This window comes from Paracoccus sp. TOH (assembly GCF_030388245.1).
GTDB lineage: Bacteria > Pseudomonadota > Alphaproteobacteria > Rhodobacterales > Rhodobacteraceae > Paracoccus > Paracoccus simplex.
Map to the genome: position 1 here is coordinate 240,053 of NZ_CP098362.1, position 20,111 is coordinate 260,163.

At 68.8% G+C, this 20,111-nt stretch carries 15 protein-coding genes; 11 read left to right on the forward strand and 4 right to left on the reverse strand.

The window, feature by feature from the left end; translation table 11 throughout:
* Positions 1–25: 25 nt before the first annotated feature.
* The 4 genes from NBE95_RS18255 to NBE95_RS18270 form a co-directional block, all read right to left on the reverse strand.
* Positions 26–2,143: a TonB-dependent siderophore receptor gene (locus tag NBE95_RS18255; protein WP_289896455.1), complete on the reverse strand. Its 2,118-nt coding sequence runs from the start codon at positions 2,141–2,143 to the stop codon at positions 26–28.
* Positions 2,144–2,240: 97 nt separating this feature from the next.
* Positions 2,241–3,245 carry an AraC family transcriptional regulator gene (locus NBE95_RS18260; protein ID WP_289896456.1) on the reverse strand — a complete coding sequence of 335 codons (1,005 nt, stop codon included), beginning with the start codon at positions 3,243–3,245 and terminating at the stop codon, positions 2,241–2,243.
* Between the two features lie 994 nt (positions 3,246–4,239).
* The gene (locus tag NBE95_RS18265; RefSeq protein WP_289896457.1) at positions 4,240–5,352 is read right to left on the reverse strand and encodes a ParB N-terminal domain-containing protein; all 1,113 of its coding nucleotides are present in this window, start codon (positions 5,350–5,352) and stop codon (positions 4,240–4,242) included.
* Positions 5,345–6,754, reverse strand: coding sequence for an AAA family ATPase (locus tag NBE95_RS18270; protein WP_289896458.1), 1,410 nt, complete (start codon positions 6,752–6,754; stop codon positions 5,345–5,347). The genes NBE95_RS18265 and NBE95_RS18270 overlap by 8 nt, the downstream gene beginning before the upstream one ends.
* A gap of 517 nt (positions 6,755–7,271) precedes the next feature.
* On the opposite strand from NBE95_RS18270, the gene NBE95_RS18275 reads away from it, so the two are divergent.
* From NBE95_RS18275 to NBE95_RS18325, 11 genes are all read left to right on the forward strand, one after another.
* Positions 7,272–8,456 (forward strand): replication initiation protein, encoded by a 1,185-nt coding sequence (locus tag NBE95_RS18275; RefSeq protein WP_289896459.1) that lies wholly within the window; start codon positions 7,272–7,274, stop codon positions 8,454–8,456.
* Positions 8,457–8,810: 354 nt separating this feature from the next.
* Positions 8,811–9,803, forward strand: a complete 993-nt coding sequence (gene araD1, locus NBE95_RS18280) for an AraD1 family protein (protein ID WP_289896460.1) — start codon at positions 8,811–8,813, stop codon at positions 9,801–9,803.
* A complete protein-coding gene (araD, locus tag NBE95_RS18285) occupies positions 9,803–11,551 on the forward strand; it encodes an L-arabinonate dehydratase (RefSeq protein WP_289896461.1) in 1,749 nt (582 codons plus the stop codon). Before araD1 ends, araD begins: the two co-directional genes overlap by 1 nt.
* Positions 11,551–12,462, forward strand: a complete 912-nt coding sequence (locus NBE95_RS18290) for a Gfo/Idh/MocA family oxidoreductase (RefSeq protein ID WP_289896462.1) — start codon at positions 11,551–11,553, stop codon at positions 12,460–12,462. The genes araD and NBE95_RS18290 overlap by 1 nt, the downstream gene beginning before the upstream one ends.
* Positions 12,463–12,472: 10 nt before the next feature.
* Complete coding sequence (locus NBE95_RS18295) at positions 12,473–13,978, forward strand: aldehyde dehydrogenase (NADP(+)) (protein WP_289896463.1); 1,506 nt, start codon at positions 12,473–12,475, stop codon at positions 13,976–13,978.
* A gap of 43 nt (positions 13,979–14,021) precedes the next feature.
* Positions 14,022–14,984 (forward strand): galactofuranose ABC transporter, galactofuranose-binding protein YtfQ, encoded by a 963-nt coding sequence (gene ytfQ / locus NBE95_RS18300; protein ID WP_062563921.1) that lies wholly within the window; start codon positions 14,022–14,024, stop codon positions 14,982–14,984.
* Positions 14,985–15,040: 56 nt separating this feature from the next.
* The gene (locus tag NBE95_RS18305; RefSeq protein WP_289896464.1) at positions 15,041–16,537 is read left to right on the forward strand and encodes a sugar ABC transporter ATP-binding protein; all 1,497 of its coding nucleotides are present in this window, start codon (positions 15,041–15,043) and stop codon (positions 16,535–16,537) included.
* Positions 16,534–17,553, forward strand: a complete 1,020-nt coding sequence (locus NBE95_RS18310; RefSeq protein ID WP_289896465.1) for an ABC transporter permease — start codon at positions 16,534–16,536, stop codon at positions 17,551–17,553. Before NBE95_RS18305 ends, NBE95_RS18310 begins: the two co-directional genes overlap by 4 nt.
* Positions 17,550–18,521: a galactofuranose ABC transporter, permease protein YjfF gene (gene yjfF, locus NBE95_RS18315; protein WP_289896466.1), complete on the forward strand. Its 972-nt coding sequence runs from the start codon at positions 17,550–17,552 to the stop codon at positions 18,519–18,521. The genes NBE95_RS18310 and yjfF overlap by 4 nt, the downstream gene beginning before the upstream one ends.
* A gap of 268 nt (positions 18,522–18,789) precedes the next feature.
* Positions 18,790–19,530, forward strand: a complete 741-nt coding sequence (locus NBE95_RS18320; RefSeq protein WP_289896467.1) for an ABC transporter ATP-binding protein — start codon at positions 18,790–18,792, stop codon at positions 19,528–19,530.
* Positions 19,505–20,107, forward strand: a complete 603-nt coding sequence (locus tag NBE95_RS18325) for a CbiQ family ECF transporter T component (RefSeq protein WP_289896468.1) — start codon at positions 19,505–19,507, stop codon at positions 20,105–20,107. Before NBE95_RS18320 ends, NBE95_RS18325 begins: the two co-directional genes overlap by 26 nt.
* Positions 20,108–20,111 lie beyond the last annotated feature (4 nt).

The window sequence follows — 20,111 nt, forward strand, 5'->3', positions numbered from 1 at the left end:
GCAGCGGCGACACGCAGATCGGATCCTACCAGCGGTGGCGCAAGGTGGCCTGCACGCTGCGGCCGTCGCCATAGAAGATCGAGGTGTTGGTGAAGTTGTATTCCGAGATGTATTTCCGGTCGAACAGGTTCGACACGTTCACCGCCAGCTCGGTCTTGTCGGTCAGCGGATAGCTGGCCATCGCGTCGAAGACCACCGCCGAACCGATCTTGACCGTATTGCCGTCATCCGACCAGCGCGAGCCAAGGAAACGCGCCCCGCCGCCCAGCCGCAGCCCGGCCGCCGGGCTGTTGTCCGCGAAGGTGTAATCCGCCCAGACCGAGGCCAGATGCTTCGGCGTCAGCTCGGGGGAGTTGCCGGCATTCGGGCCGCCGACGATCTCGGAATCCCAATAGGAATAGGAAAACAGCAGGTTGGCCTGGTCGCCGACGGGCATGCGGCCCTCGATCTCCAGCCCGCGCACGTCGATGCGGCCGACCTGCGAATAGGTGAAGTCGTCGTTCACCCGCGGCACGTTGGTCTGGCTCAGGTCGAACAGCGCCGCGCTCAGCAAGGCATCGCCCCCGGCAGGCCGGTATTTCATTCCCAGTTCGTATTGCCGCCCCTCTTGCGGCTCGGGCGCGTCGGTCAGCGCCGGCACATAGCCCGAGGAGACCGGCTCGAAGGATTCCGAATAATTGGCATAGACCGCCAGGTCGGGATTGATCTTGTGGGTCAGGCCCAGGCGCTTGGTGAAGGCGTCCTGCTCGTTCGTGCCGGCAGCGGCGCCGGTATCGGTCCTGACCGTGTCGTAACGCCCGCCCAGCGTCAGGATCCAGCGGTCGCCGAAGGTCAGTTCCTGTTGCAGATAGATGCCGGTCGACTTCTGCGTCATGTCGTAGATGGTGCCGCCCGCCGGGGCAAGGCAGCGCAGGCCGCAGGGCACCGGGTCGTCGATATCGACCGAAGGCACGGTGAAATAATCCACGGCCTCGTCAAGGTCGTCCTTGACATATTCCACGCCCAGCAGCGAACGGCTGCCGACATTGCCGAAGTCGCGGTCGTATTGCAGCTGGTTGTCGATGGCGAAGCGCTTCAGCTCGCCATCGACCTCGTAGGCCGAGCGCAGGACGTCATCGCCGCTGAGCCCGCTGACATAGGCCTGCTTCAGGTTCATGTCGAAAGAGGAATAGCGCGCGTTCTGGCGGAAGGTCAGGCCGTTGCCGAAATCATGGCTGAACTCATAGCCGAAGCTGCGCTCGATCCGGTCGAGCGCATTGAAATCCGGCTCGCCGAAATAGGTGTCGCGCGACACGGCCGAGCCGACGGGAATGCTGTTTCCGGCATTGCCGTCGATGTCGTAGTAATTCGCCAGCAGCGTCAGCGCCGTCGCATCGCCGGGCTTCCAGGTCAGCGCCCCGGCAAGATAGGCGCGGTCGTCGTTCAGCGCCGGGCTGCCATCCTCGCTGTCCTGCAGTTTCGCGGTCAGGCGATAGGTCCAGGTCCCGTCCGCGTCGATCGGGGCGCCGAAATCCACGCCGGTCTCGGCGATGCCGTCGCCGGCGGTCACGAAGACCTCGCCGAAAGGATCGCTTTGCGGCCGCTTGGTGATGACATTGACCAGCCCGCCCGGCCCGTTCAACCCGAACAGGCTCGAGGTCGAGCCTTTCAGCACCTCGATGCGCTGGACCGAATAGGGCTCGATCCGGCCGCCGGTGAAGTTGAAGGTGCGCAGCGGCAGGCCGTCGCGATAGGTGCCGGATGCCGAAAAGCCGCGGATGCGATAGAAGTCGTAACGGTTGTCGGAACCGTATTCGTCAACCGAAACGCTGGACGTATAGGACAGCGCCTGCATGAGGGTCCGCGGGTCGCGGGTCCGAAGATCGTCCTCGGTCACCACCGAGACCTGCGCCGGCACCTCCACCAGTTCGGTCGGGGTTTTCGAGCCGGTGGCGGTATGGCCCTCGACGATGGAATTGTCCGCCGCCCGGATCGCGCCGCCGGTCAGGGTCACGGTCTCCAGCACGATGGGTTGGGATTCCACGCCGTCCTGCGCCATTGCGGTGCCTGCCAGCACAAGCGCGGTTCCCGACCAGAGCAGCGACCGGGCGGCACGATGGGACAGGGGTTTGTTCCGGGCGAAGCCGGTTCGTTGCACGGCCATGAGGCACTCCTGTAGTATGATCCTGCTGGCAATGCTGATCTGGCTGGCTTCGACAGGAACGAAGGACTGGCTGGGTCGTTTACCGCAAGCCGGGCGGTTAACCGTCTTGCCGGCACCCGTCTTGAAGGATGCTGCGGTTTTTGTCCAAAGCTGCGGTCCCGGCCGGGATTGGCAGGGCCTGTTGCACATCTACCACCGCGTGTTCCCCCTGCCCCGCCAGCCGCGCCCGCCGCCACGCCGCAGGCGGCGTGCCGCAGGATTTGCGGAACACCCGCGTCAGATGCGCCTGGTCGGAAAAACCCAGCTGCGCGGCGATGTCGGCCAGCCGCAGCTCGGGATCCAGCAGCAGCCGCTGGGCCAGCCCGATGCGCTGGCCCAGTTGCCATTGCAGCGGCGTCGTGCCGGTGGTGGCCTTGAACACATGCGCGAACCAGCTGTCCGACAGGCCGACGCTCTCGGCCATCTCGGCCACCGTCAGCCGCCGGTCGGGCCGGGCCGCCAGCCGCGCCCGCAGCCGCTTCATCTGCGCCGGCGTCAGCCGCGCCGCCGGGCACGCCTCGGCCTGCTGCGGCAGGTCCAGCAGGGCGCCGAAGATGCTGCCGACCAGGCTTTCGGCATAAAGCCCGTGCCGGCGCGGCGCCGCCACCTCGTCGACCAGCAGCCGCGCCAGCGCGTCGATGGCGGCGGCGTCCTGGGTCTCGACCGGGCGGCGCAGGACCGCCATGGCCTCGGACCGGCCCAGCGGCGGCGACAGGAAGCGCAGCAGCCGGTCCTGATGCACATGCAGGTCCAGATGCGAAAACGCGTGCGGCGCGGTGAAGCGGGTCCAGATCGGCAGCCCGGCCGGCACATAGATCGCCCGCGTCATCGGCCGGCAATGGCGACCGATGCCGCCGTCGCGGTTGGAAAGCCGGATCTGCGAGGCGACGTCGTTGAAGAAGAAGACGATGCGCGGGTCCGGCGACAGGTAATAGCCCCGGGCGCCGGTCTGGCCCTCGGCCTGCCAATAGACGCTGACCAACCCGTCCAGGCCGCGCCATTGCACGGGCGTCGTGGGCCGGATGCCCTCGGTATGGCAGGTCATGGAGTGGCGATAACTCATCGCATGCGGCTCGGCTGGGCCTTCGGGCCTGAAGGCGCGGATGAAAGGGATAACCTACCAAAACCATCAACCATTGCAACCCCTCCCGGCGCCGCCCGGCCGGGATCGGGCGCGGCCCTGTCGCAATTATGCAGCACCTGAACGGCCTGCTCCGGCCGCCGCGCGCGATACCGGGCCGCCAGGGGGGCAACAGCCGCATTGCGCGGCCCGGTCAGCAACGCCCCGGCCGCAGGGCAACGAACGACAGCCGCGACGCCAACCGGCATGGCGGCGCCGAAGCCCCGCCGCGCCACGCGCCGATCCTGTCGCGCTTCCTGGTCTGGCGCATCGGCATCGTCTCGGCGCTGTTCACGCCCGGCGCCCTTGGAATATTCGAATATGCGCAAAGACGTGGATATGACGGGCGGGCGGCCCGCTGCAGGCCCGCCCGCCCTCTCCGTTGTCCAAAGGCCGCTTGCAACGGCGCCGCTCGCACGGCCTTTCTCTCAGGCAGGCGGCCTGCCCCCTCGCCCGCCGCGCCGGCCCATTCCCCGGCGCCTTCCCGGCCACCGCGATCTCCGGATACGCAGCGACCCGCTGCGCTGTCGATTGCGCCGCGCGGCCCCCGGGACCGGCCGCCTTTCCGTCTGCCGGATCCCCAGCCATCCGCGCCATCCTGCCCGGGGACGCACAGCGGCGACTGCCCCACCGCCGGGGCGGCCCGTCCCCTTCTTCACCGTTGCGCGACTACCCGTCCGGCCAGCGTGCGCCGGCGCCTCCCGCCAGCCGAACCCCCAGGCATGGTTTTTTACCGCGCCAGCAACCGGCAACGAATCCCGGCGCGCGCCGCGCTCAATCCGCAGAATTTTGTGAATGTGCGGATCACCCGGATGTCCGCTTCCCTGCCCCGTCGGCGACCTGACCGGCCGCTGCCCAAGCATGGCCCAACATGCCATGCCCCGGCCCGGCGATCAAGCCGGGCCGGGGCATGCGCCAGGGTTTCGCTGCGAAACCGTCACTTTTCCAGCAGGGCGCGGATCTCCAGCATCAGGCTTTCCATCAGCTCGTCGTCCAGCAGGCTGCCCTCCAGACGCAGGATGTGGCCCTTGCCGTCCCGGGCCCGGCGGATCAGGATGCCGCTGGTGGTGCGGATGGTCATGTCGTCGATCCAGCCATAGCCCCCCTCCGGCCGGGACCGCGGTCGCCCGCCCCGGCTCGGCTCGCGCGGCGCGCTTTCCAGCGCCTGCAGCACCGGCTCGATCAGGGCCCATTCCTCCTCGGCATCGGCGGGGACGCGCACCGACAGCGCCTGCCGCAGCCCGGCCTCGGCGCCGTTGCGCAGCGCCGCCGACAGCCGCAGCCCGCGCCGTTCGGTCAACGCCTCGGGAAAGCGCAGCATGTCGCCCAGCTCCTCGAAGATCAGCGCGAAGGACCGCACCTTGGAGCGCTTGGCCTTCGAGCCGGTGGCGAACAGCTTGTTCACCGCATCCTCGGTATTGGCGAAGGCGCCCTGGTTGGCGGCGATGACGGCGATGCGGCCGCGCTCGAAATGGCTCAGCTCCTCGCGGACCTCGTTCTCCTCGACCATGGCGACGAAGGCCGCGTCGGTCTCGGTGCGGGGCCGGATCAGGGCGCGGATGCGGCTGTGCTTCTCGGCCTCGGTCAGCTCGTGCAGCGCCCGCACCGCATGCAGCCGGCGATAGCCCGAGATGAGGCCGTAGCGCGGTCCCTGCCCGTCCGGCGCCTCCATCTCGAAGACCTCGATCGGCAGCCGCAGCCCATGCGCGGCGATCGACAGCCGCAGTTCCTGCATGTCCTCGTCGTTCATCACCAGGCGGTCGCGGATCATCGCCGTCTCGTCGATCTGCTCAAGGGGCAGCTCGACGATCAGCAGCCCCTGCTCCTGCGCCGTCCGCAGCCGGGCGGCGTCGACCTCGGTCCGGGCGCGGGCGGCGCGGCTCTCGGTGCTTTCGGCGCTGGTCAGGGCGGCGCTGTCGGCGGCGACCTGGGCGATCGGCGCGATGCCGCGGCCCAGGGCCGGACGCTCGAAGGTTTCGCTGCGAAACTGTTCCTCGATCCGGTCCAGATCGGCGCTGCTCGGGGTCTCCAGCCTTCTGCGCTTAGCCATGCGCCTGCTCCTTCACCTGCGCGGCCCGCTCGGCCTGTTCCATCTGCAGATCGCGCCACCAGGTGCCCAGGATCAGCTCCTTGACCTCGGCCCAGGTGCGGTCGAAGGTCTCGCGGCCGCGCACATAGGTCTCGCGGTTGAACTCGCGATAATCGGCCTCGTAGATGCCGTTCACCTGTTCGCCGGCCTGGCCGACCATGGCGGTCAGCTCCTGCCGGTAGGTGGTCATGAAATCGCCGAAATAGGCCTGGATGACATTGGCCAGGTCGGTCTGCTGGCCGGCGTCGAAGCGGGTGATGATCGCCCGCACCGCGTCCCATTCGAAGCGCATCTCGGGCAGGCCGTCGCGGCGGCGGGCGGCGTTCTCGCCTTCCTCGACGCTGGCGAAGGTCGAATAGAGCATGTCGAAGAAGCGCCCGGTCGAATCGAATTCCAGGAACGAGGCGCCCAGCGGCACCAGCAGGATATCGGCCGCCGCCAGCGCGTTGATGGTCAGGTAGCCAAGCGCCGGCGGGGTATCCAGGATGATGATGTCGTAGTTGTCGACGATGCGGTCGTTGACCAGCGCATTGCCAAGCGCGTCCCAGAGCGGCCAGCCGCGCAGGCCCATGCGCCAGACCGGCACCTGGAACTCGGCCCAGTAGAGGTTGAGCTGGGCGCCGAGCAGATCGATGTTCGGCCAATGCGTCTTCTGGATCAGATCCTGGGCGGTGATCTTCAGCGCCTCGGTCAGGGTCTCGTCGAAGGGCAGGGGGGTCTGGCCCGCCGCCTCGCGCACCCGGTTCTCGTCCTGCAGGGCCAGGGCGTAATCCTTGGCCAGCAGCGGGAAGGCGGTGGACCATTCGTCGGCCACCTTGCCGCCCATGATCGAGGTCATGCTGCCCTGGCTGTCGAGGTCGATCACCAGCACCTTGTAGCCGTCCAGCGCCGCCGACATGGCCAGATGCGCGGCGGTCGAGGTCTTGCCGACCCCGCCCTTGAAATTGGCCACGGCGATGGTCTTGGCCGGCAGGCCCTCGGGACGCCAGGGCCGGTATTCGCGGCCGGCCGCGCCCTCGGCCGCGAAATGGTCGCGCAGCCGCAGCACGTCGTCGAGGCTGAACCATTTCGAGTTGCCCTCGCCCTGGCCCTGCGGCAGGTCGGGATTCTTCAGCAGCACGCGGCGGAAATGCGCCGGCGCCACCGGGATCAGGTAGCGGCAGACCTCCCAGGTCGAGAAGCGGCGCAGGCGCTTCCTGCCGTCCGGGGCGTAGCCGCGCTCGGCCAGGTCCTGGCGGCCCTTGGCGGCGAAGGCGGCGGCTTTTGCGAATCGGGCGGTGTCGATAGGCTCGGACAGCCGCTCGGCGGCCCGGGCCGGGTTGATGTTGAAATAAGGGGGAAGGGGATCCTTGCCTGAGGACATGTCACTACCTCTGCGATGTGCTGCTTCGATGGGTGTTTTGGCGAAACTATTACACATCGCCGGGGGCAAGTGAATCGCCCTGCGAGGTTTCGCAGCGAAATTCCTGAAAAATCAGCAGAAAGCAGCAGCATAAAGCTTGTGATTCCTTTCAGGACTTTAGAATCTTTCCATCGTGAAAATCACGATATTTCAGGATGATACGGGCAATCCGGCACCCGTTTTCAGGATCACGGGCACCCGTCTGCGGGACGAAGGGCACCCGATTCCGGGATGGCGGGCACCGATTCGCGGGAACAGGGGTTTCCGGCTGCGGGATCGGCCCGGATATGCGGTTTTCGGCCCGGTTTCGCCCGGATATGCCACCTGCGCCTCCTGTAAACGGGTGCCTTATCGGCCGCGGCGGCGCAAAGGAACCCGTCTACGGGACCCGCCGGCGGCGGTGACGGGAACCCGGATAGCTGTTGTCGGAAGGTACCTTATCCGTCATAATCCGGGTAACGATAAAAAGGGCAGGGCGATGGACGATATTCCTCGCGACCAGCTTTCGGGCGCGCTGCGCCGGGGGGCGGTCAAGAAACATGTGGCGGCGATCCATGTCTCGGGCAAGCTGACGCTGCTGCAGCGCAAGCTGTCGAACGTGCTGCTGCTCAATGCCTATGACACGCTGACCAGCCGCACCCGCCACCAGATCGACGCGCGGACGCTGTGCCTGATGATCGGCTATAACAGCAACGACATGGATACGCTGAAGCAGTCGCTGCGCGGCCTGGCCGAGACGGTGGCGGAATGGGACATGCTGGACGAGAAGGGCCAGCAGGAATGGGGCGTGTCGAGCCTGCTGAGCTATGCCAAGCTGAAGGGCGGGATCTGCGAATACGCCTATTCCCCGGCGCTGGCGGAAAAGCTGAACGATCCGAAGGTCTTCGCGCTGATCAACCTGAACATCCAGCGCCGCTTCACCAGCGGCCACGCGCTGGCGCTTTACGAGAACTGCTATCGCTTCGTCAGGACCGGATCGACCGGCTGGTGGCCGCTGGACCTGTTCCGGCGGCTGATGGGGGTGGATGGCAGCGCCTATTACGAGACCTTCAAGCATCTGAACGCCAAGGTCATCAAGCCGGCGGTGGACGAGGTGAACCGCACCAGCAACATCCTGCTGACCCCCGAGACCAAGAAGCAGGGCAGGGTGGTGACCGATATCCGCTTCCGCATCAAGGAGAACCCGCAGCTGGCGATCCTGGACATGGACGACGGCGAGGGGATGCGGCATGGCGCGGTCTATGCCCGGCTGCGCGGCCTGGGGGTCAGCGACCGGCTGGCGCGGCAATGGCTTTCGGCGCATGGCGAGGAGCAGGTGCTGGAGAAGCTCGACTATGTCGAGACCCGCAAGAATGTCAAAAGCAAGCTGGGCTATCTGACCGCGGCGCTGGAGGGCAATTTCGGCCCGGTGCCCGAGCGGGCAGGGGAGGGGGGCGGCCCGAACCCGCGGGCCGAGCGGCTGCGCCGCATCCTCGAGGCGGTCAAGGCCCGCACGCCCACCCAGCGCGACGCCGACAAGCGGCTGTTCCTGGCGCAGCTTTCCGATGCGCGGATGCGCGATGATTTCGAGAAGCACGGCTGGATGTCGCCGCTGAACAGCACCCGCATCGCCGCCTTCTGGGAGGAGATGTCGCCGGGGCTGCTGGAGGGGCTGGAGGAATAGCCTGTCGCTGTCCTGTCCGGCGGGCGGGGTGATCGGGCGCCGGCGGTGGAAGCCCGTACCGGCCGGCTTGCGCGTCATGCTGCAAGCGCGGCATTTTCCATACCGATTTCGGTATGAAGAATGGTGTCAATGTAATTTTATCATCATGTCCTTGGCTTGCTATCGTCCCGGCATGGCCCATGCCGGCGGGCGCGGGCAACGGGCGGCCAGGCGCCGCCGGGCGGAGGAAGACATGACATTCGCAGCCGCTGCATCGACGACCGTTTTTCCCTGTCCCGCCGGTCCCCGGTCCGTCGGCCGGGCCGGGCGGCGGCGACCGCCGCACCATCCACGCCAAGAATCGAAGGGTGTTCCATGTTCCTGTCGCAACTGAGACTGACCGATGGCCGCCGCGCCGTGGCGCTGCGCGACGGCGGCGGCGCCCATCTGGTGCCGGGGGTGGACAGCAGCCGCGACCTGGCGCTGGCCGCCATCGCCGCCGGCCATGGCCTGGCCGAGGAGGCGCGGCGGCGCGGGCAGGGCGCCGCGGTCGATCTGGCCCAGGCCTTGGCCGAGGGGCGGATGCTGCTGCCGGTCGATCACCCGGACCCCGCGCATCTGCACCTGACCGGGACCGGCCTGACGCATCTGGGCTCGGCGGCGACGCGGGACGCGATGCATGGCGACCCGGATGCGGACGAGCTGACCGACAGCATGAAGATGTTCCGCATGGGGCTGGAGGGCGGCAAGCCGCGCCGCGGCGAGATCGGCGTGCAGCCGGAATGGTTCTACAAGGGCAACGGCCATGCCGCGGTGGCGCCGGGGGCGGCGCTGGCCTCGCCCGGTTTCGCGCTGGATGCCGGCGAGGAGCCCGAGATCGCCGGCCTCTATGTCATCGGCCCGGACGGGCGGCCGTTCCGCATGGGCTTCGCGCTGGGCAACGAGTTCTCGGACCATGTGACCGAGCGGGGCAACTATCTGTGGCTGGCGCATTCCAAGCTGCGCCCGGCCAGCTTCGGTCCCGAGATGCTGCTGGGCGCGCTGCCCCAGCATGTCGAGGGCAGAAGCCGCATCCGGCGCGACGGCGCGGTGATCTGGGAAAAGCCCTTCCTGTCGGGCGAGGCGAACATGAGCCACAGCATCACCAATCTGGAATACCACCATTTCAAATACGGGCTGTTCCGGCAGCCGGGCGACGTGCATGTGCATTTCTTCGGCACGGCGACGCTGTCCTTTGCCGACGGCTTCCAGGCCCGGCCCGGCGACTGTTTCGAGATCGAGGCGGCGGCGCTGGGCCTGCCGCTGCGCAACCCGCTGGAGGGCGCCGCCGGCGCCGGTTCCGCAACCGCCATGGTCGAGGTGCTGTGATGGGCAATCGTTTCACCCCCGCCCCCTGGCCGCGCCGGCTGCGCTCGCAGGAATGGTATGGCGGCACCTCGCGCGATGCGATCTATCATCGCGGCTGGATGAAGAACCAGGGCTGGCCGCATGACCTGTTCGACGGCCGCCCGGTGATCGGCATCCTGAACACCTGGTCGGACCTGACGCCCTGCAACGGCCATCTGCGCGAGTTGGCGGAAAAGGTGAAGGCCGGGATCTGGGAGGCCGGCGGCTTCCCGGTCGAGGTGCCGGTGTTCTCGGCCAGCGAGAACACCTTCCGCCCGACCGCGATGATGTTTCGCAACCTCGCGGCGCTGGCCATCGAGGAGACGATCCGCGGCCAGCCGATGGACGGCGCCGTGCTGCTGGTCGGCTGCGACAAGACCACGCCCAGCCTGCTGATGGCGGCGGCCTCGACCGACATTCCCTCGATCATCGTCACCGGCGGCCCGATGCTGAACGGCTATTTCCGCGGCGAGCGCGTGGGCTCGGGCACGCATCTGTGGAAGTTCAGCGAGGCGGTGAAGGCCGGCGAGATGACGCAGGAGGAGTTCCTGGAGGCCGAGGCGAGCATGTCCCGCTCATCCGGGACCTGCAACACCATGGGCACCGCCAGCACCATGGCGAGCATGGCCGAGGCGCTGGGGATGGCGCTGTCCGGCAATGCGGCGATCCCAGCGGTGGACAGTCGCCGCCGCGTCATCGCGCAGCTGTCCGGCCGGCGCATCGTGCAGATGGTCAAGGACGACCTGAAGCCCAGCGACATCCTGACCAAGCCGGCCTTCGAGAACGCGATCCGCACCAACGGCGCCATCGGCGGCTCGACCAATGCCGTGGTGCATCTGCTGGCGCTGGCCGGCCGGGTCGGGGTGGATCTGACGTTGGACGACTGGGACCGCTGCGGCCGCGACGTCAAGACCATCGTGAACCTGATGCCCTCGGGGGAATACCTGATGGAGGAGTTCTTCTATGCCGGCGGGTTGCCGGTGGTCATCAAGCGGCTGGGCGAGGCCGGGCAGTTGCACAAGGACGCGCTGACCGTCAGCGGCGCCACGATCTGGGACGAGGTCAAGGACGTGGTGAACTGGAACGAGGACGTGATCCTGCCCGCCGACCGGCCGCTGACCGACCAGGGCGGCATCGCGGTCCTGCGCGGCAACCTGGCGCCCAAGGGGGCGGTGCTGAAGCCCTCGGCCGCCAGCCCGCATCTGCTGGTGCATCGCGGCCGCGCCGTCGTCTTCGAGGATATCGACGATTACAAGCGCAAGATCGAGGACGAGGCGCTGGATATCGACGAGACCTGCGTCATGGTGCTGAAGAATTGCGGCCCCAAGGGCTATCCCGGCATGGCCGAGGTCGGCAATATGGGCCTGCCGCCCAAGGTGCTGAAAAAGGGCATCACCGACATGGTGCGGATTTCCGACGCGCGCATGTCGGGGACGGCTTACGGCACCGTGGTCCTGCACACCTCGCCCGAGGCGGCGGCGGGCGGGCCGCTGGCGGTGGTGCGCGACGGCGACATGATCGAGCTGGACGTGCCGAACCGCCGGCTGCACCTGGACATTTCGGACGCGGAACTGGCCGAGCGGCTGGCGGCGTGGAGGCCGCTGCCCGACCAGCCCGCCAGCGGCTATGCCTGGCTGCATCAGGTGCATGTCATGGGCGCGGATACCGGCGCGGACCTGGATTTCCTGCGCGGCTGCCGCGGCAACCCGGTCGGAAAGGACAGCCACTGATGAAACTCGCGCTCGTCGGCATCGGCAAGATCGCGCTGGACCAGCACGTTCCGGCGCTGGCCTCCAGCCCGGACTGGGAACTGGCCGCGACGGTCAGCCGCCATGGCCGCGCCCCGGGCATCGAGGCCTTCCCGCGCATCGAGGACATGCTCGACGCCCGCCCCGACATCGGCGCGGTCAGCCTGTGCCTGCCGCCCGTGCCCCGTTTCGAGGCCGCGCAGGCGGTCTTGCGCGCCGGGCGTCACCTGATGCTGGAAAAGCCGCCCGGCGCGACGCTCTCCGAGGTGCATATCCTGCGCGATCTGGCACAGGCGCAGGGGGTGACGATCTTTGCCACCTGGCATTCGCGCATGGCCCATGCCGTTGCCGCCGCCAAGGCATGGCTGGCCGATCGCGTGATCCACGAGGGCCGGATCATTTGGCGCGAGGACGTGCGCAAATGGCATCCCGGCCAGGACTGGATCTTCGAGGCCGGCGGCATGGGCGTCTTCGACCCCGGCATCAACGCGCTGTCGATCCTGACCGAGATCCTGCCGATGCCGGTGCATCTGCGCGCCGCCGAGCTGGATTTCCCGGAAAACCGCCAGGCCCCCATCGCCGCGCGGCTGGCGCTGTCGGCCAATATCACCGCCGATTTCGACTTTCGCCAGCAGGGCCCGCAGACCTGGGACATGGAGTTCCGGACCGACGCCGGCCGCCTCGCGCTGCGGCTGGGCGGCAATGTGCTGGAGATCGACGGCACCGAGGCCGGCGGGCAGGCCAGCATCATGGGCGAATATCCGGCGCTTTACGCGCGCATGGCGCGGCTGGTGCGCGAGGGCGCATCCGAGGTGGACCTGTCGCCCATGGTGCTGGTGGCGGATGCCTTCACCCTTGGCAGCCGCAACACCGTGGACGCATTCGACTTCTGAAGGAAAACCGATGGGCTGGACACCGCAAGGCAAGCATCTGATCGCGGGGGCATGGATCGGGGGCGAGGCGCGCTTCCGTTCCGCCCCCGCGCATGGCCCGGCGCATGGTTTCGCCGGCGGCAGCGCCGATCTGGTGGACCGCGCCTGCGCGGCGGCCGAGGAGGCGTTCTGCACCTATGGCTGGACCGCGCGCGAAGAACGCGCGGCTTTCCTTGACGCCATCGCCGGTGAAATCGAGGCGCGGGCCGAGGCGATCACCGCCATCGGCACGCAGGAAACCGGCCTGCCCGAGGCCCGCCTGCAAGGCGAGCGCGGCCGCACCGTCGGCCAGTTGCGGCTGTTCGCGGACCATATCCGCAAGGGCGATTACCTCGACCGCCGCCACGACAAGGCGCTGCCCGACCGCCAGCCGCCGCGTCCCGACCTGCGGCTGATCCAGCGCCCGATCGGGCCGGTGGCGGTGTTCGGCGCCTCGAACTTCCCGCTGGCGTTTTCGACGGCGGGCGGCGACACCGCCTCGGCCCTGGCGGCGGGCTGCCCGGTGGTGGTCAAGGGCCACCCCGCCCATCCCGGCACCGGCGAAATCGTGGCCGAGGCCATCCATGCCGCGATCCGCGCCACCGGCATGCCCGCCGGCAGTTTCGGCTTCATCCACGGCGACCGGCATGAGGTCGGCGCGGCGCTGGTGCAGCACCCGCTGATCCGCGCCGTGGGCTTCACCGGCAGCCTGCGCGGCGGCCGGGCGCTTTACGACCTTTGCGCGGCGCGGCCCGAGCCGATCCCCTTCTTCGGCGAGCTCGGCAGCATCAACCCCTGTTTCGTGCTGCCCGGGGCCTTCGCGGCGCGGGGCGCGCAGATCGCCCGCGACTGGACCGCCAGCCTGACCATGGGCGCGGGCCAGTTCTGCACCAATCCGGGCCTGCTGGTGCTGCGCGCCGAGGATGCCGACACCTTCACCGCCGCCGCCGTCGAGGCGCTGGCGGACGCCCCGGAACAGGTCATGCTGACCGAGGGCATCGCCGAGGCCTATCGCGCAGGCGCCGCCCGTATCGGAGCCCATGCCGCGGCGGTGCTTGAACAGGACAGCCGGGGCCGCAACGCGCGGCCCGGCATCTACCGGAGCAGCGCGCGGGACTTCCTGCACAGCCACGACCTGGGGGAAGAGGTCTTCGGCCCGCTCGGCCTTGTCGTCACCACCACCTCGGACGACGAGATGCTGGGCCTTGCCCGCGCGCTGGACGGCCAGCTGACCGCCAGCTTGCAGATGGAGGCCGGCGACACCGCGCTGGCCCGGCGGCTGATGCCGGTCCTGGAACGCAAGGCCGGCCGGGTGCTGGCCAATGGCTGGCCCACCGGGGTCGAGGTCTGCGACGCCATGGTGCATGGCGGGCCTTACCCAGCCTCGACGAATTTCGGCGCCACCAGCGTCGGCACTCTGGCGATCCGCCGCTTCCTGCGGCCGGTCTGCTTCCAGAACCTGCCCGACGCGCTGCTGCCGGAGGATTTGCGGGGCTGAGAGGAGCGGCCCCGACCACAACGGTCATAACAGGGAGGAAACCATGACCAGATTCCTGATGAGCACCGCCGCCGCTGCCGCGCTGGCGATCTCGGCCACGGCCGCGCTGGCCGAGGGCGAAACCATCGGCTTTTCCCAGATCGGCTCGGAATCCGGCTGGCGCGCGGCCGAGACCACGCTGACCAAGACCCAGGCCGAGGAGCGCGGCCTGAAGCTGCAATTCTCGGACGCGCAGCAGAAGCAGGAAAACCAGATCGCCGCGATCCGCTCCTTCATCGCGCAGGGCGTGGACGCGATCCTGCTGGCGCCGGTCGTCGCCACCGGCTGGGACGCCGTGCTGCAAGAGGCCAAGGAGGCCGAGATCCCGGTCGTGCTGCTGGACCGGCAGGTGGACAGTTCGGACGACCTCTATCTGACCGCCGTCGGCTCGAACCTGGTGCATGAGGGCGAGGTCGCCGGCAAATGGCTGGTCGATACCGTCGGCGACAAGGAATGCCGCGTGGTCGAGCTGCAGGGCACCACCGGATCGAGCCCGGCCATCGACCGCAAGAAGGGCTTCGAGAACGCGCTGGCCGGTCATGACAACCTGAAGATCGTGCGCAGCCAGACCGGCGATTTCACCCGCGCCCAGGGCAAGGAGGTGATGGAGAGCTTCCTGCAGGCCGAGAACGGCGGCAAGGACATCTGCGCGCTTTACGCCCATAACGACGACATGGCGGTCGGCGCGATCCAGGCCATCAAGGAGGCCGGGCTGAAGCCGGGCACCGACATCCTGGTCGTCTCGATCGACGGCGTTCCGGACCTGTTCCAGGCCATGGCCAATGGCGAGGCGAACGCCACCGTCGAGCTGACCCCGAACATGGCCGGCCCGGCCTTCGACGCGCTCGCCGCCTATTGGAAGGACGGCACCCAGCCGGCGAAGTTCCTGCAGACCGAGTCGAAGCTCTATACCCAGGCCGACGATCCCGCCGGCGAATACGAGCGGCGCAAGGGCCTGGGCTACTGACAGCCAGCGGCCGGGCTGCCGTCGCGCGGCCCGGCAACCGGCAGAAGGGGGGCACGATGCTGCTGACCATCCGGTCTTTGACCAAGACATTCCCGGGAACGAAGGCGCTCGACGCGGTGGATTTCGACCTGGCCGCGGGCGAGGTCCATGCGCTGCTGGGCGAGAACGGCGCCGGCAAGTCCACGCTGATCAAATGTCTGACCGGCGCCTATCGCCGCGACGGCGGCACCATCACCCTGGACGGCGCGCAGATCGACCCGCAATCCACCGTCGAGGCGCAGGAGCAGGGCATCGGCACCGTCTACCAAGAGGTGAACCTGCTGCCCAACCTGACCGTGGCGCAGAACCTGATGTTCGGTCGCGAGCCGCGCCGCTGGGGGCTGATCGACAACCGCGCCCTGCGGGCCGAGGCGCGCGAGACGCTGCGGCCCTATGGCCTTGACATCGACGTGGATCGCGATCTGGGCAGCTATTCCGTCGCCATCCAGCAGATCGTCGCCATCGCCCGCGCCGTGGCGCTGTCGGGCAAGGTGCTGATCCTGGACGAGCCGACCGCCAGCCTGGACGCGGCCGAGGTGCGCATGGTCTTCGACGTGGTGCGGGGGCTGCGCGAGCGCGGTCTGGGCATCGTCTTCGTGTCGCATTTCCTTGACCAGGTGTTCGACCTGACCGACCGGGTGACCGTGCTGCGGAACGGCCGCAAGATCGTCACCGAACGCACCGCCGAACTGGACCGGGTAAAGCTGATCGAGCACATGCTGGGCCGCGCGCTGGAGCATGAGGTGGCCGGGCAGGCCGCCCGGACCACCGCCGCCCGCCCGCCCTTGCTGGAATTCCGCGGCTTCGGCCGGCGTGGCGTGGTCGAGCCCTTCGACCTGACCGTGGGGCAGGGCGAGGTGGTGGGGCTGGCGGGCCTGCTGGGCTCGGGCCGCACGGAAAGCGCCGAGCTGATGTTCGGCGTGCGTCCGGCGCAATCGGGCGAGGCCAGCGACGCGCAATCCCGGCTGGACCTGTCCAGCCCGCGCGCCGCCATCGCCGAAGGCTTCGGCTTCGTCCCCGAGGAGCGCAAGACCGACGGCATCGTCGCCGAACTGTCGATCCGCGAGAACATCATCCTGGGCCTGCAGGCCCGGCGCGGCTGGGCGCGCAGGATCCCACGCGCCGAGCAAAACCGCATCGCCGACGACTATATCAAGCGGCTCGACATCCGCACCTCGGGCCGGGAAAAGCCCATCGGCGAGCTGTCCGGCGGCAACCAGCAAAAGGCCATCCTTGCCCGCTGGCTGGCGATGAACCCGCGCTTCCTGATCCTGGACGAGCCGACGCGCGGCATCGACGTCGGCGCCCATGCCGAGATCCTGCGCCTGATCCGCGAACTGACCCAGGCCGGCATGTCGATCCTGCTGGTCTCGAGCGAGATCGACGAGCTGGTCGCCAGCGCCGACCGGGTGATCGTGCTGCGCGACCGCCGCCATGTCGCGGAGCTGGCCGGGCCGCGCGTGACCGGGGCCGAGATCATGCGCGCCATCGCCGGCGGGGGGGTGGCGGCATGACCCTGCTGAAACGCATCGCCCCGCAACTGGTGGCGCTGGCGCTGCTGGTGGCGCTGGTGACGGTGTTCTATCCGGGGTTCCTGAAGATCGGCATCAGCGGCGACCGGCTGGTCGGGCCGATGATCGACGTCTTGAAGCGCGGCGCGCCGGTGGCGCTGCTGGCCGTGGGCATGACGCTGGTCATCGCCACGCGCGGCATCGACCTGTCGGTCGGCACCACCATGGCGATCTGCGGCGCGGTCGCCGCATGGGCCGTGGCCGGCGGCTGGGGGCTGGTGCCCGCGCTGCTGCTGGCGCTGGCCGCCGGTGCGCTCGCGGGGCTGTGGAACGGGCTCTTGGTCGCCGTGGTCGGCATCCAGCCCTTTGTCGCGACGCTGATCCTGATGACCATGGGGCGCGGTATCGCCCAGCTGATCACCGAGGGCCGCATCCTGACCTTCAACGACGCCGGCTTCGCCTTCTTCGGCTCGGGCAGCCTGCTGGGCCTGCCGGTGCCGGCCTGGCTGTGGCTGGCCTGCGGCCTCGGCATGGCGGCGCTGATGCGGCGCAGCGCGCTTGGCCTGCTGGTCGAATCCATCGGCATCAATCGCCGCGCCAGCGCCCTGGCCGGGGTGAACGCCACGGTGCTGCTGATCGCGGTCTATGTCGTCTTGGGGCTTTGCGCGGCGCTGGCCGGGATCGTCGTCACCGCCGACATCCGCGGCGCCGACGCCAACAATGCCGGGCTGTGGCTGGAGCTGGACGCCATCCTTGCCGTGGTGATCGGCGGCAATTCCCTGCTGGGCGGGCGGTTTTCCATCATCGCCTCGCTTCTGGGCGCGCTCATCATCCAGACCATCGACACCGGCATCCTGCTGGCCGGGTTCCCGTCCGAATACAACCTGGTCATCAAGGCCGGGCTGGTGCTGGTGATCCTGGTGCTGCAATCGCCGCGCATCGCCGGGGAATGGCGGCTGTGGCGCGACAGCCACCGCGCCAGCCGCGAGGCCGCGCTGCACCGAGGAGCCGCGAAATGAACACCCGCGCCCTGCCGCTTTACGCGACCGTCGTGATCTTCCTGCTGGCCTGGCTGCTGTGCTGGCTGCAATTCCCGAACATCCTGTCCACGCGGGTGGTGGGCAATCTGCTGACCGACAACGCCTATCTGGGCATCGTCGCGGTCGGCATGACGCTGGTGATCCTGTCGGGCGGCATCGACCTGTCGGTGGGCAGCGTCATCGCGTTTTCCGGCGTCTTCATCGCCGTGATCCTGCGCGAGACGTCGCTGCACCCGCTGGTGGTCTTCGCCCTGCTGCTGGCGCTGACCACCGCCTTCGGCGCGGCCATGGGCTTTCTGATCGACCGGCTGGCGATGCCCGCCTTCATCGTCACGCTGGCCGGCATGTTCCTGGCGCGCGGCGCGGCCTATATGCTGTCCATCGACTCGGTGCCGATCGCGCATCCCTTCTACAAGACCCTGCAATCGGCCTATTGGCTGATGCCGGGCAAGGGCCGGCTGACGCTGATCGGCGTCGTCATGCTGCTGACCGTGCTGGCGGGCATGGTCGTCGCCCACAAGACCCGCTTCGGCGCCTCGGTCTATGCGCTGGGCGGCGGCGAGGCGACGGCGCGGCTGATGGGCGTCCGGCAAGGCCGCACCACGATGCTGGTCTATGCCTTTTCCGGGCTGATGGCGGGGCTCTCGGGGATCGTGTTCTCGATCTACACCGGCTCGGGCTATTCGCTGGCGACGGTGGGGACGGAACTGACCGCCATCGCGGCGGTGGTGATCGGCGGCACGCTGCTGACCGGCGGCGCGGGCTATATGTTCGGCACGCTGGTCGGCGTGCTGACCATGGGGCTGATCCAGACCTATATCGTCTTCGACGGCACGCTGTCGAGCTGGTGGACCAAGATCGTCATCGGCGTGCTGCTGCTGGTATTCATCCTGCTGCAGAAGGGCCTGCTGAAGCTGTCGCAATCCCGGCTTGCCGCCGGGGCCTGAGGGCGCATGTGCCGGGGACCGGTTTCCCGGCCCCGGCTGGAGCTTGACCGCCGGGTTCGGAGCCTTCCGGCGGCGACCCGGGTGCGAGTGCGGCCCGGCGCCCGCCCAGCACCCCGGCCGGCCGCGCTGCCCAGGGCCGCGATTGCAGATCCGTCGGACTTGCTTGTCTCTTTGCGTCGAGCCGTTTTTCCGGCCCATGGCCCTTGCGCGGCGGGCCGGTTGCGGACATCAAGCGGGCCAGACCAACCGGAAGCCGAAACCGCCCGCCATGCAAGCGACCGCCGACCTGCGCCATGCCGTCCAGCTGGAGGATCTCGGCTACGAGGTGGCGGGGCGGGTCATCCTGTCGGGGCTGACGCTGCGCAGCTCGGCGCGGCGCATCGGCGTGGTGGGGCGCAACGGCTCGGGCAAGAGCACGCTGGCGCGGCTGCTGGCCGGGCTGCTGGCGCCGAGCCGCGGCACGCTGCGGGTCGAGGGGATCGACGTCCAGGCCGACCGCAAGGCGGCGCTGGCCACCGTCGGCATCCTGTTCCAGAATCCCGAGCACCAGATCATCTTCCCCCGCGTGCAGGAGGAGATCGCCTTCGGCCTGCGCCAGCAGGGCCGGTCGAAATCCGAGGCGGCGGCCGAGGCGCTGCGTGTTCTGGCGCTGTTCGACAAGGCGGGCTGGAAGGACGCGCCGATCCAGTCGCTGTCGCAGGGCCAGAAGCATCTGGTCTGCATGATGGCGGTGCTGGCGATGCGGCCGCGGCTGCTGATCCTGGACGAGCCCTTCGCCGGTCTCGACATTCCGACCAAGATGCAGCTTGGCCGGCATCTTGACCGTTGCGCCATCCGGCTGCTGCATATTTCGCATGATCCCGGCGATCTGCGCGGCTATGATGAGGTGCACTGGCTGGACCGCGGGCGGCTTGTCGCCTCGGGGGCGGCCGATCTGGTGCTGCCGCGCTTTACCGCGGAAATGATCCGTCAGGGTGGTCTGGATGATCTCTCTCAGCTCTCCGATTAGGACGCGCGCGCATGGCTGGCCGGCGGCGGCCAAGCTGGCGGCGCTGTGCCTGGCCTCGACGGCGCTGTTCGCGGTCGAGGCGCTGTGGTTCCAATGTGCCGCGCTGGGCCTGGCGCTGGTGCTTTACGCGCTGCCGGGGCCGGTCTTCCTGCGCGCGGGGCTGGCGGCGCTGCGCATCGTGCTGCCCTTCGTGGGGTTGGTGCTGGTCTGGCACGCGCTGTCGGGCAGCCCGGCCGAGGGCGTGTTTCTGGCGCTGCGCATGGCGACGGCGGTGGCGCTGGCCAATCTGGTGACCATGACCACCTCGCTCGAGGATCTGACGGATGTGGTGCGCGCGCTGGGCCGGCCGCTGCAACGGCTGGGGCTGCCCATGCACCTGCTGGAGACGGCGATTCCGCTGGTCATCCGCTTCACGCCGGTGCTGATCCAGAAGGCGGGCGCGCTGGTCGAGGCCTGGCGGGCGCGCTCGGCCCGCCGGCCGGGGCCGCAACTGGTGCTGCCGCTGGCGCTGCTGGCGCTGGACGATGCCGATCATGTCGCCGAGGCGCTGCGGGCGCGCGGCGGCCCGCTGCGATAGAGCT

Excerpts from the sequence above, each read along its gene's own strand:
- NBE95_RS18255 (WP_289896455.1), bottom strand. The coding sequence starts at position 2,143 with ATGGCCGTGCAACGAACCGGCTTCGCCCGGAACAAACCCCTGTCCCAT.
- NBE95_RS18260 (WP_289896456.1), bottom strand. The coding sequence starts at position 3,245 with ATGAGTTATCGCCACTCCATGACCTGCCATACCGAGGGCATCCGGCCC.
- NBE95_RS18265 (WP_289896457.1), bottom strand. The coding sequence starts at position 5,352 with ATGGCTAAGCGCAGAAGGCTGGAGACCCCGAGCAGCGCCGATCTGGAC.
- NBE95_RS18270 (WP_289896458.1), bottom strand. The coding sequence starts at position 6,754 with ATGTCCTCAGGCAAGGATCCCCTTCCCCCTTATTTCAACATCAACCCG.
- NBE95_RS18275 (WP_289896459.1), top strand. The coding sequence starts at position 7,272 with ATGGACGATATTCCTCGCGACCAGCTTTCGGGCGCGCTGCGCCGGGGG.
- araD1 (WP_289896460.1), top strand. The coding sequence starts at position 8,811 with ATGTTCCTGTCGCAACTGAGACTGACCGATGGCCGCCGCGCCGTGGCG.
- araD (WP_289896461.1), top strand. The coding sequence starts at position 9,803 with ATGGGCAATCGTTTCACCCCCGCCCCCTGGCCGCGCCGGCTGCGCTCG.
- NBE95_RS18290 (WP_289896462.1), top strand. The coding sequence starts at position 11,551 with ATGAAACTCGCGCTCGTCGGCATCGGCAAGATCGCGCTGGACCAGCAC.
- NBE95_RS18295 (WP_289896463.1), top strand. The coding sequence starts at position 12,473 with ATGGGCTGGACACCGCAAGGCAAGCATCTGATCGCGGGGGCATGGATC.
- ytfQ (WP_062563921.1), top strand. The coding sequence starts at position 14,022 with ATGACCAGATTCCTGATGAGCACCGCCGCCGCTGCCGCGCTGGCGATC.
- NBE95_RS18305 (WP_289896464.1), top strand. The coding sequence starts at position 15,041 with ATGCTGCTGACCATCCGGTCTTTGACCAAGACATTCCCGGGAACGAAG.
- NBE95_RS18310 (WP_289896465.1), top strand. The coding sequence starts at position 16,534 with ATGACCCTGCTGAAACGCATCGCCCCGCAACTGGTGGCGCTGGCGCTG.
- yjfF (WP_289896466.1), top strand. The coding sequence starts at position 17,550 with ATGAACACCCGCGCCCTGCCGCTTTACGCGACCGTCGTGATCTTCCTG.
- NBE95_RS18320 (WP_289896467.1), top strand. The coding sequence starts at position 18,790 with ATGCAAGCGACCGCCGACCTGCGCCATGCCGTCCAGCTGGAGGATCTC.
- NBE95_RS18325 (WP_289896468.1), top strand. The coding sequence starts at position 19,505 with ATGATCTCTCTCAGCTCTCCGATTAGGACGCGCGCGCATGGCTGGCCG.